This window comes from Mycobacterium sp. NGS40, from assembly GCF_059812735.1.
The window spans coordinates 1-13,741 of the sequence record NZ_JCALDG010000035.1; the positions used below are offsets into that span (position 1 = coordinate 1).

Here is a 13,741-nt window from a genome sequence, read left to right on the forward strand (position 1 = left end):
AATCGAACTGCCCGGTGCGTTCGATTCCGCAGCGCACCGCAGGGCGGCGCACCAGGTCGAACTAGTCGGCGCCGATGATGAACTCTTCGAGCTGGGCCCGCGCGACATCGTCGGGAAGCTGCTTCGGGGGGCTCTTCATCAGATAGGCCGATGCCGGCACGACCGGTCCGCCGATGCCACGGTCCTTGGCGATCTTCGCTGCCCGCACCGCGTCGATGATGACGCCGGCCGAGTTCGGCGAGTCCCACACCTCGAGCTTGTACTCCAGGTTCAGCGGCACATCACCGAACGCACGGCCTTCCAGCCGCACGTAGGCCCACTTGCGGTCGTCGAGCCAGCCGACGTGATCGGACGGGCCGATGTGCACGTCCTTGGTCTTGAACTCGCGCTGCAGGTTTGAGGTCACGGCCTGCGTCTTGGAGATCTTCTTGGACTCCAGCCGCTCACGCTCGAGCATGTTGAGGAAGTCCATGTTGCCGCCGACGTTGAGCTGCATGGTGCGGTCCAACTGCACACCGCGGTCCTCGAACAGCTTGGCCATCACGCGGTGCGTGATCGTCGCGCCGACCTGGCTCTTGATGTCGTCACCGACGATCGGCACACCGGCGTCGGTGAACTTCTTGGCCCACACCGGGTCGGAGGCGATGAACACCGGCAGCGCGTTGACGAATGCCACGCCGGCGTCGATCGCACACTGTGCGTAGAACTTGTCGGCCTCCTCGGAGCCCACCGGCAGGTAGGACACCAGGACGTCGACCTTGGCCTCCTTGAGCACTTGGACCACGTCGACAGCCTCGGCGTCGGACACCTCGATGGTGTCGGCGTAGTACTTACCGATGCCGTCGAGTGTCGGGCCGCGCTGCACCGTCACATTCGTCGGCGGCACGTCGGCGATCTTGATCGTGTTGTTCTCCGACGCGAAGATCGCCTCCGACAGGTCGAAGCCGACCTTCTTGGCGTCCACGTCGAACGCGGCCACGAACTTGACGTCGCGGACGTGGTAGCGGCCGAAAGTCACGTGCATCAGACCGGGCACGGTGCTGTTCGGGTCGGCGTCGTAGTAGTACTGGACGCCCTGAACCAGCGACGACGCGCAGTTACCGACGCCGACGATGGCGACTCGAACCTCCGTCTGCGCTCCCGGCGCCCGGACGGGCTGGTGCTCACTCATAGGGCGTTCTCCTTACCTTCACTTACCTATGTCTCGAATGCCGTGGGTTGTTATGCCTGCTCGGTGAGCCCGGGTGCCGCGCGCTCGGCGGCGATGAGCTCGTTGAGCCACTTGACCTCGCGCTCGCTGGACTCGAGCCCGAGTTGGTGGAGCTGACGGGTGTAGCGGTCGAGTGAGTTGCTGGCCCGCGCAACGGCTTCACGCAGACCCTCCCGGCGTTCCTCGACTTGACGGCGGCGACCTTCGAGGATCCGCATCCGGGCCTCTGCCGGAGTGCGGTTGAAGAAGGCCAGGTGTACCCCGAAGCCGTCGTCGGTGTAGTTGTGCGGACCGGTGTCGGCCACCAACTCGCCGAAACGCTGCCGACCCTTCTCGGTCAGCTCGTAGACCCGACGGGCCCGCCGTACCGGAGTACCGGCCGGCGCCGCGTTCTCGGCGATCAGCCCATCCGCCTGCATGCGCCGTAGCGCCGGATAGAGCGAACCGTACGAAAACGCACGAAACGCGCCGAGTAGGCCGGTCAGCCGCTTGCGCAGCTCATAGCCATGCATCGGCGATTCGATCAGGAGCCCAAGGATCGCAAGCTCGAGCAATCGAATCACCTCCCTGAAAAGATTTGCATAACTGGTTACGTCCTGCCGACGCGTCGCGTAATAGTATCGCCTCGATATATTTGCCACAACACTACCGAGTGTTGGCATGCAGTTTGTCCCCCGGACAGGCACGGAAACCGCGGCGTCGGGTGCAAGCGTCTAAGCACGCTCAATGCCGCCAGCGCGCGCCGCGGCCGATTCAGCTGGAGGGATAGTTAACCCGCTTGACGGTGCCGTCACCAGCGAAATCAATCGAACCGCTGCCGTAGTCGCTGGAGACGTACACCGACAGCGTGAGCGATCCGGGCGCGGTCGGATCCTTGGCCGGTTCGACGATCAAGTACGTCGACTTGACCTCGGACGGCTTGATGCCCAACGTCTCGGGGGCGCCGCGCATGATGCCGACCGCCGTCTTGACGTCGAACTTGGCCAGGTCGGCCGCGACGGCCTTGGCGTCGGTCCTGGGGGATACGGTCGGGTCGTCCCAGCCGCCGCGGTAGTCGTAGTCCAGCACCCGGCGGTCGTCGGCCGGATCCGGGCGATAGAAGCTGGCATAGGTGGGGTAGACGAGAAGCCGGTAACCGACGGTGTCCCCGAATTTCTTGCGGGCCTGTTCCAGCAGACCGGTGAGGCCGCCGAGGGATTGCAGTTGTTTGGGTGGGGTCAACACCACGGCCGCGACGCCGTCGGGCTTGGCGCCCGGGTCGGAGGTGAAGTCCAGCGGTGAGCTGGTGTTCCCGTACAGCCCCCAGCCCAGGCCCATGCCGAACAACACCGACACGACCAATGCGGCGATCGCGATGCCGCGCGAGCGGACGGCCGGTGAGGTGGTGGACTTTGCCGCGCGCAGTCGCGCCGGGGTGCTGCCCTGCAGATCCTGCACCAGAAGCTTCAGGTCGCCGAGTGTCACCGCGTTGGTGGCCTTGCTGACGCGCTCGCGATGTTCCTCGCCGGACAGCTCGCCGTCGGCCAGGGCGTTGTCGAGCACCGTACAGGTGTCTTGCCGGTCGGTGTCTTTGGCGCGGGTCGCGGTGGTCACTCCGCCGCCGAGTGGTGCGCCCAGCCATTTCGCCATGCGGATGATCGTAGAAGTCACCTGTTGTTACCGCGGCGCAGCGGTGCCGACAGCCTCGGTTGCGTATCGGCGGTGCCGACGGCGACGTACTCTGGTGAACGTGCGACTGCAGCGACAAGTGGTGGACTATGCGCTTCGGCGCCGCTCACTGCTGGCCGAGGTGTACTCGGGCCGCACGGGTGTGACCGAGGTCTGCGATGCGAATCCCTATTTGCTGCGCGCCGCGAAGTTTCACGGCAAGACCAGCCAGGTGATGTGCCCGATCTGCCGGAAGGAACAGCTCACGCTGGTGTCCTGGGTGTTCGGTGATCACCTGGGCGCGGTGTCGGGTTCGGCCCGCACCGCAGAGGAGCTGGTCTTGCTGGCGATGAAGTTCACGGAGTTCTCGGTTCATGTGGTCGAGGTGTGCCGAACCTGCAGCTGGAACCACCTAGTCAAGTCGTATGTGCTCGGCGCGGAACGCCCTCCCAAGGGAACCCGCGGTCCGCGGACGGCACGCAACGGCGCCAGCGCGGCCATTGAATAACGAAGGGCGCCACGACCAGTCGCCCGACGACCCGAGCAGGTCCGCGACTGAGCGTATGAGCAAGGAACCCAACGCCGATCGTCCGGACGAGTCCGATCGTTCGGCGCATCGCGGCGACGCCGGGACCCGTCGCCGCGTTCCTCCCGACGATCGGCAGACGACGATCCTGCCGGCGGTCGCCGACGACGGTTCTCTCCGCCGGTCCGGCCCGATCGACGAGGTCAAAGCCGCGCTGGGTGGTCCCGGATCCAGGCCCGCGCCCCGCGATGCGATCGAGGAAGTGAAGGCCGCGCTCGACGGCCGGTCGTCGAGCCCGCCGAGGCGCGAGCGCCCGATGTCGGGCCGGCCGCCGGAAGGCCCTCCGCCGCCGCCTCCACCGCGACGGCCCGGCGACGCTGGGGGCCCCGATGTGCCGAGCCACCGGGCCACGGCGCCGAGTTGGGCCGAGCAGATCAACTGGCGCTGGGTCCGCCGCGCGGCCTACCTCAGCGCGGCGGTGCTGATCCTGTTGCCGATCGTCACCTTCACGATGGCGTACTTCATCGTCGACATTCCCAAACCGGGCAACATCCGCACCAACCAGGTCTCGACCATCCTGGCCAGCGACGGCTCGGAGATCGCGAAAATCGTGCCGCCCGAGGGCAATCGGGTTGACGTCAACATCAACCAGGTGCCGGTGCACGTGCGCCAGGCCGTCATCGCCGCCGAGGACCGTAACTTCTATTCGAACCCGGGGTTCGACTTCACCGGCTTCGCGCGCGCGGTTGAGAACAACCTGTTCGGCAGCGGCGGCCTGCAGGGCGGGTCGACGATCACGCAGCAGTACGTGAAGAACGCGCTCGTCGGCTCCGCGCAGCACGGGTTCGCGGGCCTGCTGCGTAAGGCCAAGGAACTCGTCATCGCCACCAAGATGTCGGGGGAGTGGTCCAAAGACGAAGTGCTGCAGGCCTACCTGAACATCATCTACTTCGGGCGCGGCGCCTACGGCATCTCGGCGGCGTCCAAGGCCTACTTCGACAAACCCGTCGACCAGCTGACGGTTTCCGAGGGAGCGCTGTTGGCGGCGCTGATTCGCCGGCCGTCATCGCTCGACCCGGCCGTGGATCCCAAGGGTGCCGAGGCCCGCTGGAACTGGGTGCTCGACGGCATGGTGGAAACCAAGGCGTTATCGCCGAGCGATCGTGCGGCACAGCAATTCCCCCAGACCGTCCCGCCCGATCAGGCTCGCGCACAGAATCAGACCACCGGTCCCAACGGCCTGATCGAACGTCAGGTCACCAAAGAGCTGATGGAGCTGTTCAACATCGACGAGCAGACCCTGAACACTCAGGGATTGCAGATCACCACCACGATCGATCCCAAGGCTCAGCAGGCCGCGGAGAAGGCCGTCTCGAAATACCTTGACGGACAAGACCCCGATATGCGCTCGGCGGTGGTGTCCATCGACCCGCACACCGGCGCGATCCGCGCCTACTACGGCGGCTCGGACGCCAACGGCTTCGACTTCGCGCAGGCTGGGCTGCAGACCGGATCGTCGTTCAAGGTGTTCGCATTGGTGGCAGCCCTCCAGCAGGGCATCGGGTTGGGATACCAAGTCGACAGCTCACCGCTGACGGTCGACGGCATCAAGATCACCAATGTCGACGGTGAAAACTGCGGCACTTGCAATATCGCCGAGGCGCTGAAGATGTCGCTGAACACCGCCTACTACCGGCTGATGCTCAAACTCAAGAACGGACCGGCCGCCGTCGCCGACGCCGCACACGAGGCCGGCGTCGCCAAGAGTTTCCCCGGCGTCCCACACACGTTGTCCGAGGACGGCAAGGGTGGTCCGCCGAACAACGGAATTGTGCTGGGCCAGTACCAAACTCGACCGGTCGACATGGCCTCGGCGTACGCCACGCTGGCCGCGTCCGGCGTGTACCACCCGCCGCACCTAGTGCAAAAGGTCGTCAATGCCGACGGCCAAGTGCTTTTCGACGCCGGAACCTCCGACAAGGGCGCCGATCAACGCATCGACAAGGCGGTCGCGGACAACACCACCGCGGCGATGCAACCGATCGCCTCGTATTCGCGGGGCCATGCCCTATCGGGCGGCCGGGCGTCGGCGGCCAAGACCGGCACGGTGCAGCTGGGCGACACCCAGGCCAATAAGGACGCGTGGATGGTCGGATACACCCCGTCCCTGTCGACGGCGGTGTGGGTCGGGACGGTCCAGGACAATGTGCCGCTGGTAACCGCTTCGGGCGCAGAGGTTTACGGCTCGGGGCTGCCGTCGGACATCTGGAAGTCGACGATGGACGGTGCGCTGAAGGGCACTCCCAACGAGACCTTCCCCAAACCGACCGAGATCGGCGGCTATGCCGGGGTTCCTGCCCCGCCGCCTCCGCCGCCCCAGGTGACCGTCATCCAGCCCACGATCGAGGTCGCCCCGGGCATCACCATCCCGGTGGGCCCCCCGACGACGATCACCGGGGCGCCGCCACCGCCGCCGGGACAGGCACCACCGCCCGAACCGGCTCCCCCGCCATTCGGACAACCGCCACCGTGACCGGCGCTCAGCAGGAGAGCGCCACCATTTCCCCTCGCACGCTGGCCGATGATCTGCGTAGCGCGGACAATCGCGATTGCCCCAGCCGCACAGACTCTTTGGGTGCCGCCTTGGCCGATGCGGTCGGCGGCCCGGTGGGGCGGCACGCGCTGATCGGCCGGGCTCGGCTGATGACGCCGGTGCGGGTGATGTTCGTGTTCGCTCTGATCTTCCTGGCGCTGGGCTGGTCGACGAAGGCGGCGTGCCTGCAGAGTTCCGGCACCGGAACCGGTGATCAGCGCGTGGCCAACTGGGACAATCAGCGCGCCTATTACGAGTTGTGTTATTCGGATACGGTCCCGCTGTACGGCGCGGAGTTGTTGAACCAGGGCAAGTTTCCGTACAAGTCGAGCTGGATCGAAACCGATTCCAGCGGTGCACCGCAGACCCGCTATGACGGCAAGCCCGCTGTGCGCTACATGGAGTATCCGGTGCTGACCGGGGTCTACCAGTACGTGTCGATGGCGCTGGCCAAGACCTACACCGCATTGAGCAAGCTGGCCCCGGTTCCGGTGATCGCCGAGGTGGTGGTGTTCTTCGACATCGCCGCGTTCGGGTTGGCGTTGGCCTGGCTGGCGACCGTGTGGGCCACTGCGGGCCTGTCCGGTCGCCGCATCTGGGATGCGGCTCTGGTGGCCGCCTCGCCGCTGCTGATCTTCCAGATATTCACTAATTTCGATGCGCTCGCAACGGGGTTCGCGATGAGCGGGCTGCTCGCCTGGGCGCGACGCAAACCGGTGCTGGCCGGTGTGCTGATCGGGTTGGGCGCCGCGGCAAAGTTGTATCCGCTGTTGTTCTTGGGACCGATGCTGGTGCTGGCTGTTCGTACCGGTCGTGTTCGTGCGCTGGTTCGTACGGTGTTGGCCACCGTGCTCACCTGGGCACTGGTGAATCTCCCCGTGCTGGTGCTCTTTCCGCGCGGCTGGTCGGAGTTCTTCCGGCTCAACGCCCGCCGGGGCGACGACATGGACTCGGTGTACAACGTCGTCAAGTCGTTCACCGGCTGGCCGGGCTTCGATCCGAAGCTGGGCTTCTGGGAGCCGCCCGCGGTGCTCAACGCCGTGGTCGCCGTCTCGTTCGTCGTGTGTTGTGCCGCAATCACTTACATCGCGCTCACCGCTGGGCAACGGCCCCGCGTGGTGCAGTTGCTGTTTCTCGTCGTGGCCGCGTTCCTGTTGACCAACAAGGTGTGGAGCCCGCAGTTCTCGCTGTGGTTGGTGCCGCTTGCGGTGCTGGCGTTACCACATCGGCGGGTGCTGCTGACGTGGATGACGATCGACGCGGTGGTGTGGGTGCCGCGGATGTACTACCTGTACGGGAACCCGAATCGTTCGCTGCCCGAGCAGTTTTTCACCACGACGGTGTTGCTGCGTGACATCGCCGTTGTTGTGTTGTGCGCGTTGGTGATCCGCCAGATCTACCACCCCGAGGAGGACTTGGTGCGGTGGAACGGGCGCGTGGACGACCCGGCCGGCGGCGCGTTCGACCGCGCTCCCGATGCACCGCCCGGCTGGTTGCCGGACTGGCTGCGTCCGCACCGGGCGCGACGGCCAGTCATATCCGCGCCCACGCTCGACACCGATACCGGACTCGAGACGACAACCGGTCAGAGGCAGGCGTGATGCTGGTCGCAATCCCGTTGTTCCCACGCGTCACCGCACTTGACGCGGTCGGACCGTATGAAGTGCTGCAACGCATTCCGTCGATCGACGTGACGTTCGTCGGGGACCGGCGCGGCGAGGTGCGTACGGAGAACGGCATGCTCGGCGTCGCTTGCGACGCCACCTTCGACGAGATCGACGCCCCCGATGTCGTCGTCGTGCCCGGCGGCGTCGGGACCCGCAAGCTGATCCACGACGAGACCATCTCCGGGTGGTTGCGGGCGGTGCACCCGAGAACAATCTTCACGACCTCGGTGTGTACGGGTGCGCTGCTGCTCGCCGGTGCCGGACTGCTCGACGGCCTGACCGCGACGACGCATTGGCGCGCCGCGGATCTGCTCAACGAGTTGGGCGCGCGCTACGTGCCAGACCGCGTCGTGGAGCACCTGCCGGAACGCATCATCACTGCGGCCGGGGTGTCCAGCGGGATCGACATGGCGCTGCGGCTCACCGAGCTTCTCGTCGACCGCGTCGCCGCGCAGGCCGCGCAGCTGATCATCGAATACGACCCGCAGCCGCCGTTCGGCGCCGGTTCGCTGGCCAAGGCTGACGAGGCGACGGTGGCCCGGGCAACCGAATACCTGCAGGCACGGCAGTAACCACCCCTGTTCGGCAGCGGCCGAGAGTTTCGAAGCGCGGATTTCGCTGGTTGGCTGGTCGTCCGGTACCCTGGGGCGGTTGCCGACGCAGGCGACTCTCCTGCCACGGATCGACCGTGGCCGCTTAGACCAGAGGAGGTGGTGAGGTTTCCATGCGTCCATACGAAATCATGGTCATTCTTGACCCCACACTTGACGAGCGCACCGTTGCTCCGTCCCTGGAGACGTTCCTGAACGTCGTCCGCAAGGACGGCGGAACCGTCGACAAGGTGGACATCTGGGGCAAGCGCCGGCTGGCCTACGAGATCGCCAAGCACGCCGAAGGCATCTACGTAGTCGTCGACCTCAAGGCGGCCCCCGCCACGGTGTCCGAGCTCGACCGTCAGCTCAGCCTCAACGAGTCGGTGTTGCGCACCAAGGTGATGCGCACCGACAAGCACTGAGTTCCGGCCGTCGGCACGGCTGCGTAGGCTCAGCGAAACCACCGAGAACCAGGACAGACCCAGGAGGCACCAGTGGCTGGTGACACCACTATCACCGTTGTCGGAAACCTGACTGCCGACCCTGAACTGCGGTTCACGCCGTCGGGTGCTGCCGTCGCGAATTTCACCGTGGCGTCCACACCCCGGATGTACGACCGCCAAAGCGGGGAATGGAAAGACGGCGAGGCGCTGTTCTTGCGGTGCAACATCTGGCGCGAAGCCGCGGAGAATGTCGCGGAAAGCCTCACCCGTGGATCACGGGTGATCGTCACCGGACGGCTCAAGCAACGCTCGTTCGAAACCCGCGAAGGTGAGAAGCGCACCGTCGTCGAGGTTGAGGTCGACGAGATCGGGCCCTCGCTGCGCTACGCGACCGCCAAGGTCAACAAGGCCAGCCGCAGTGGCGGCGGAGGCGGCGGATTCGGCAGCGGCGGTGGCGGATCCCGCCAGTCGGCTCCCGCCCAGTCGGGCGGCGGCGCACCGGCGGACGACCCGTGGGGCAGTGCCCCGGCATCGGGTTCCTTCGCCGGCGGCGACGAAGAACCTCCGTTCTGACGTCAAACACCTTCGAACCACACAAGACCAGTAGCAAACGGAAAGTAAAAACACATGCCCAAGTCCACGAAACGGCGCCCGGCCCCGGAAAAGCCGATCAAGACGCGTAAGTGCGTCTTTTGCTCGAAGAAGGGGCAATCGATCGACTACAAGGACACGACACTGCTGCGCACCTACATCAGTGAGCGCGGCAAAATCCGGGCTCGCCGGGTCACCGGTAACTGCGTGCAGCACCAGCGCGACATCGCGATCGCGGTGAAGAACGCCCGCGAGGTGGCTCTGCTGCCCTTCACGTCGTCGGCGCGATAACCGCCGGACCCAACCGAAAGTACGAATAACGATGAAGCTGATTCTGACGGCCGACGTCGACCATCTTGGTACCGTCGGCGAGACTGTCGAGGTCAAGGACGGGTACGGCCGTAACTTCCTCCTTCCGCGTGGCCTGGCGATCGTTGCCTCACGTGGCGCACAGAAGCAGGCCGACGAGATCCGCCGGGCCCGCGAGACCAAGGCCGTGCGCGATCTCGGCCACGCCAACGAGATCAAGACGGCGATCGAGGCGCTCGGTCCGGTCTCACTGCCGGTGAAGACGGCGGCCGATTCGGGCAAGTTGTTCGGCTCGGTGACGGCCGGGGATGTCGCCGCAGCAATCAAGAAGGCCGGCGGCCCTAATCTCGACAAGCGCATTATTCGGCTGCCCAAGTCGCATATCAAGGCGGTCGGCACCCATTCGGTGGCGGTACATCTGCACCCCGAGATCAATGTCGACGTTGCGCTGAACGTCGTCGCGGATAGCTAACTCAGCACCGTTCGTTCATATCCGGCGGCTGTCGTTAATCGGCGGCCGCCGGATTTTGTCGTGCCCGCAGAGCGCCGCCGGGTTCCCCTGTGGATGGTCGGCCTGGCGAACTATTTGGGTGACGTCCCAGGGTGCACCCCTTAACCCCCTCGTAACGCGGCGAAAATATGGCCGAAAGCCAACACGCCCGGCACAGTAACCTGCGACGACACGCCGAGGAGATTCTTCTCCACACGAATTCACCACCTCTGTACGACCCTTATCTGCAGGGATGTCGCAGCGCCGCGTTTTGTTCCACAGGTTCTCCACACCCCACTCAACACAGGTGTCGATGGATATGCACACACGATGCACAGCCTTATGAACAGCGGCCCTTTCAACAGCAGGCCAGCAACGTTTACGGTCTTCCCGGCGCAAGGCTTTGCGGGCGCATGGGACCGGACTGGGAGTGCCCTGATCGACGTTGTTGAGTGTCGCCTATCGAATGTATGTTCGTATCATGGTTACCTGAGGGAGGTGTGAGTCCGTGGCTGTCGTAGATGACCTGGCGCCCGGGATGGACTCGTCGCCGCCCAGCGAGGAGTTCAGCCGTCAGCCGCCGCAGGATCTGGCCGCCGAGCAGTCGGTGTTGGGCGGGATGCTGCTGAGCAAGGACGCCATCGCCGATGTGCTCGAGCGGGTGCGGCCCGGCGACTTCTATCGTCCCGCCCACCAGAACGTCTACGACGCGATCCTGGACTTGTACGGCCGCGGGGAGCCCGCCGACGCCGTGACGGTGGCCGCCGAACTGGACCGCCGTGGAATGCTGCGCAGGATCGGTGGAGCGCCTTATCTGCACACCCTGATTTCGACGGTGCCGACCGCCGCCAATGCCGGGTACTACGCGGACATCGTGGCCGAGAAGGCGCTGCTGCGTCGGCTTGTGGAGGCCGGCACGCGGGTCGTGCAGTACGGCTACGCCGGTGCCGAGGGTGCCGATGTCGCCGAAGTGGTGGACCGGGCCCAGGCGGAAATCTACGAGGTCGCCGAGCGGCGAACCTCGGAGGATTTCGTTCCGCTCGAGGACCTGCTGCAGCCGACGATGGACGAGATCGACGCCATCGCCTCGAACGGGGGAGTCGCCCGCGGCGTGCCGACCGGTTTCACCGAACTCGACGAGGTGACCAACGGTCTGCACGCCGGGCAGATGATCATCGTGGCGGCGAGGCCTGGAGTCGGGAAGGCGCTCGGACTCGACACGCCGCTGCCCACGCCGACCGGTTGGACGACCATGCGTGACGTCGCGGTCGGCGACCAGTTGATCGGCGACGACGGGCTGCCCACGCGCGTGGTGGCCGCCACCGAAATCATGCTCGGGCGCCCGTGCTACGAGGTGGAGTTCTCCGATGGGACGGTGATCATCGCCGACGCCGAGCACCAGTGGTTGACCGATACCCGCGCCTCCAGGAAGTCAGCACAAGCGGCGGCGGTCGGCTACAACCGTTGCAAGAATCAGCGCACCTTGGCGGTGCGCACGACGGCCGAGATCGCGGCAACTCTGCGTTGCGACACGCTAGATCGTCGACTGAACCACAGCGTGGTCAACGCGCGCGCACTTGACCTGCCGGATCGCGAATTATTAGTCCCCGCATACACTCTCGGCGCCTGGCTTGGCGACGGCACAAGTGCCGCCGCTCAGATCACCACGGCCGATGCCGAAATCATCATGCGCATCGAAGCCGACGGCTTCGTGGCGGTTCCGTCGTCCTCGGCTCGATACCGCTACCAGCTGCGGTTGCCTGCCGAGGCCGAGACGGCGCCCCGCGCGTGCGTGGTCTGCGGCAAGCCCTTCGTTCCCCAGACCAGCCAGGTGCGCACCTGCGGACGCTCCTGCGGTGGACGGGCCAGGTTTGTCTCTGCGCCGGTGCCGGCTCCGAGCTGCGTTCGCTGTGGGGGGCCGTCGTGCGGGTTGCGTTTGTGCCAGAACTGCCATTCAGCGGTGGGGACGTTGCAGGCGCGACTGCGGACCCTGGGAGTGCTTGGTAGCAAGCACATTCCGATGCAATACCTGCGGGGGTCCGAGACACAGCGGCGCGCTCTGCTTGCGGGCCTGCTCGACACTGACGGAACGGTGACGGCGGGCGGGGCCGTCCAATTCTCGGTCACTAACCAGCGGCTTGCATCCGATGTCGCCGAGCTGGTCGTGAGCCTTGGCTATCGCTGCCAAACCTCGACGAAGCGGGTGCTAGGCCGCTGCGAGTCATCCAGCATCGCTTACACGCTGACGTTCTCCACCGACGACACGGTGTTCGGGTTGCAGCGGAAAACCCTGCTGCACAAGGAGCGTCGGGCCGCCGTCAACACCCAGCGCTCTGGATCACGCTTCATTGTGGACGTCCGCCGGATCGAGTCGGTTCCCGTGCGGTGCGTCGAAGTGGACAACGACAGCCACATGTACCTGGCGAGCAACGCCATGGTTCCGACGCATAACTCCACGCTGGGTCTGGATTTTTTGCGGTCGTGCTCCATCAAGCACCGGATGGCCAGCGTTATCTTCTCGCTGGAGATGAGTAAGTCCGAGATCGTCATGCGGCTGCTGTCGGCGGAAGCGAAAATCAAGCTCGCCGACATGCGTTCGGGCCGGATGAACGACGACGACTGGACGCGGCTGGCGCGGCGAATGAGCGAAATCAGCGAGGCGCCACTGTATATCGACGACTCGCCGAACCTGACCATGATGGAGATCCGCGCCAAGGCGCGCCGGCTCAAGCAGAAGGCCGACCTGCGGCTGGTCGTGGTCGATTATCTGCAGCTGATGTCGTCGGGCAAGAAGGTCGAGTCCCGCCAGCTCGAGGTGTCCGAATTCTCAAGGCATCTCAAACTGTTGGCCAAGGAGCTCGAGGTTCCCGTCGTCGCGATCAGTCAGCTGAACCGTGGTCCCGAGCAGCGCACCGACAAGAAGCCGATGCTGTCCGACCTTCGCGAGTCTGGATCGCTGGAGCAGGACGCAGACATGGTAATCCTGCTGAACCGGCCTGACGCTTTTGAGCGTGACGATCCGCGTGGGGGAGAGGCCGACTTCATCCTGGCCAAGCACCGCAACGGCCCGACCAAGACGGTCACCGTTGCGCATCAGCTGCACCTGTCGCGCTTCGCCAACATGGCGCGGTAACGACCGCACCACGGTAGTTCGGGACCGAATCGCCGACGGGGCTACCCCCGCAGATCGCGGAGTAGGATGTCATTGGTCCGGGAGCCGCGAGCGCTGGGCTGATTTTCCAGGAGCGCCGAGCTTTGAGTGTCAAACCAAGCGTCTTGTTCGTCTGTGTGCACAACGCCGGCCGCTCTCAAATGGCCTCCGGATTACTCACCCACCTCGCCGGCGATCGCATCGAGGTTCGCTCCGCCGGAACCGAACGCGCCCACACGATCAACCCCGGCGCCATCGCGGCGATGGCTGAACTAGGCATCGACATCGCCGGCGCAACCCCCCAACTCGTCACTCCCGAACTCGTGCGGACCAGCGACATCGTGATCACGATGGGCTGCGGTGACCTCGGTCCCCACCTTCCCGGAATCGCTTACCGCGACTGGAAACTCGACGACCCAGCGGGTCAGCCTGCCGAAATCGTTCGCGCCATCCGCGACGCTATCGCTCAACACGTCCAAGCACTGATCGACGAACTGTTCCCCAGTGCCGACAATCCATGA

General features: G+C 65.4%; 12 protein-coding genes and 1 pseudogene. 10 read left to right on the top strand and 3 right to left on the bottom strand.

The genetic code is table 11. The features are described from left to right. Positions 1-61: 61 nt before the first annotated feature. The 3 genes from AC5Y5O_RS29160 to AC5Y5O_RS29170 form a co-directional block, all read right to left on the bottom strand. Positions 62-1,171, bottom strand: coding sequence for an inositol-3-phosphate synthase (locus AC5Y5O_RS29160; protein ID WP_096290753.1), 1,110 nt, complete (start codon positions 1,169-1,171; stop codon positions 62-64). 50 nt (positions 1,172-1,221) lie between these two features. Continuing rightward, positions 1,222-1,764, bottom strand: a complete 543-nt coding sequence (locus AC5Y5O_RS29165; RefSeq protein WP_096291465.1) for a PadR family transcriptional regulator — start codon at positions 1,762-1,764, stop codon at positions 1,222-1,224. Between the two features lie 199 nt (positions 1,765-1,963). Next, the gene (locus tag AC5Y5O_RS29170) at positions 1,964-2,839 is read right to left on the bottom strand and encodes a DUF1707 SHOCT-like domain-containing protein (protein ID WP_096290754.1); all 876 of its coding nucleotides are present in this window, start codon (positions 2,837-2,839) and stop codon (positions 1,964-1,966) included. A gap of 100 nt (positions 2,840-2,939) precedes the next feature. Here AC5Y5O_RS29170 and AC5Y5O_RS29175 point away from each other — a divergent pair, with 100 nt between their 5' ends. From AC5Y5O_RS29175 to AC5Y5O_RS29220, 10 genes and pseudogenes are all read left to right on the top strand, one after another. Then, on the top strand, positions 2,940-3,365 hold the full coding sequence (locus AC5Y5O_RS29175) for a DUF5318 domain-containing protein (RefSeq protein ID WP_090608281.1): 426 nt from the start codon (positions 2,940-2,942) through the stop codon (positions 3,363-3,365). Between the two features lie 55 nt (positions 3,366-3,420). Further along, entirely contained in the window at positions 3,421-5,916 is a 2,496-nt protein-coding gene (locus AC5Y5O_RS29180; protein WP_096290755.1) for a transglycosylase domain-containing protein, read from the top strand. Beyond that, the gene (locus tag AC5Y5O_RS29185) at positions 5,913-7,577 is read left to right on the top strand and encodes a glycosyltransferase family 87 protein (RefSeq protein WP_500028501.1); all 1,665 of its coding nucleotides are present in this window, start codon (positions 5,913-5,915) and stop codon (positions 7,575-7,577) included. The genes AC5Y5O_RS29180 and AC5Y5O_RS29185 overlap by 4 nt, the downstream gene beginning before the upstream one ends. Further along, complete coding sequence (locus tag AC5Y5O_RS29190; RefSeq protein WP_096290757.1) at positions 7,577-8,215, top strand: DJ-1/PfpI family protein; 639 nt, start codon at positions 7,577-7,579, stop codon at positions 8,213-8,215. Before AC5Y5O_RS29185 ends, AC5Y5O_RS29190 begins: the two co-directional genes overlap by 1 nt. Before the next feature lie 152 nt (positions 8,216-8,367). Then, complete coding sequence (rpsF, locus tag AC5Y5O_RS29195) at positions 8,368-8,658, top strand: 30S ribosomal protein S6 (RefSeq protein WP_036465644.1); 291 nt, start codon at positions 8,368-8,370, stop codon at positions 8,656-8,658. Between the two features lie 72 nt (positions 8,659-8,730). Then, positions 8,731-9,252 carry a single-stranded DNA-binding protein gene (locus AC5Y5O_RS29200; protein ID WP_096290758.1) on the top strand — a complete coding sequence of 174 codons (522 nt, stop codon included), beginning with the start codon at positions 8,731-8,733 and terminating at the stop codon, positions 9,250-9,252. Positions 9,253-9,306: 54 nt separating this feature from the next. Then, on the top strand, positions 9,307-9,561 hold the full coding sequence (gene rpsR, locus AC5Y5O_RS29205) for a 30S ribosomal protein S18 (RefSeq protein ID WP_066819628.1): 255 nt from the start codon (positions 9,307-9,309) through the stop codon (positions 9,559-9,561). A 31-nt stretch (positions 9,562-9,592) separates the two neighbouring features. After that, the gene (gene rplI, locus AC5Y5O_RS29210) at positions 9,593-10,051 is read left to right on the top strand and encodes a 50S ribosomal protein L9 (protein ID WP_036465646.1); all 459 of its coding nucleotides are present in this window, start codon (positions 9,593-9,595) and stop codon (positions 10,049-10,051) included. 526 nt (positions 10,052-10,577) lie between these two features. Beyond that, the gene (gene dnaB / locus AC5Y5O_RS29215) at positions 10,578-13,202 is read left to right on the top strand and encodes a replicative DNA helicase (protein ID WP_500028506.1); all 2,625 of its coding nucleotides are present in this window, start codon (positions 10,578-10,580) and stop codon (positions 13,200-13,202) included. Positions 13,203-13,333: 131 nt separating this feature from the next. Next, a pseudogene (locus AC5Y5O_RS29220) lies at positions 13,334-13,741 on the top strand (arsenate reductase ArsC); the annotation flags it as partial.

Coding starts and splice junctions, on each gene's coding strand:
- rplI (WP_036465646.1), top strand. CDS start 9,593: ATGAAGCTGATTCTGACGGCCGACGTCGACCATCTTGGTACCGTCGGC.
- rpsF (WP_036465644.1), top strand. CDS start 8,368: ATGCGTCCATACGAAATCATGGTCATTCTTGACCCCACACTTGACGAG.
- rpsR (WP_066819628.1), top strand. CDS start 9,307: ATGCCCAAGTCCACGAAACGGCGCCCGGCCCCGGAAAAGCCGATCAAG.
- AC5Y5O_RS29160 (WP_096290753.1), bottom strand. CDS start 1,171: ATGAGTGAGCACCAGCCCGTCCGGGCGCCGGGAGCGCAGACGGAGGTT.
- AC5Y5O_RS29180 (WP_096290755.1), top strand. CDS start 3,421: ATGAGCAAGGAACCCAACGCCGATCGTCCGGACGAGTCCGATCGTTCG.
- AC5Y5O_RS29190 (WP_096290757.1), top strand. CDS start 7,577: ATGCTGGTCGCAATCCCGTTGTTCCCACGCGTCACCGCACTTGACGCG.
- AC5Y5O_RS29170 (WP_096290754.1), bottom strand. CDS start 2,839: ATGGCGAAATGGCTGGGCGCACCACTCGGCGGCGGAGTGACCACCGCG.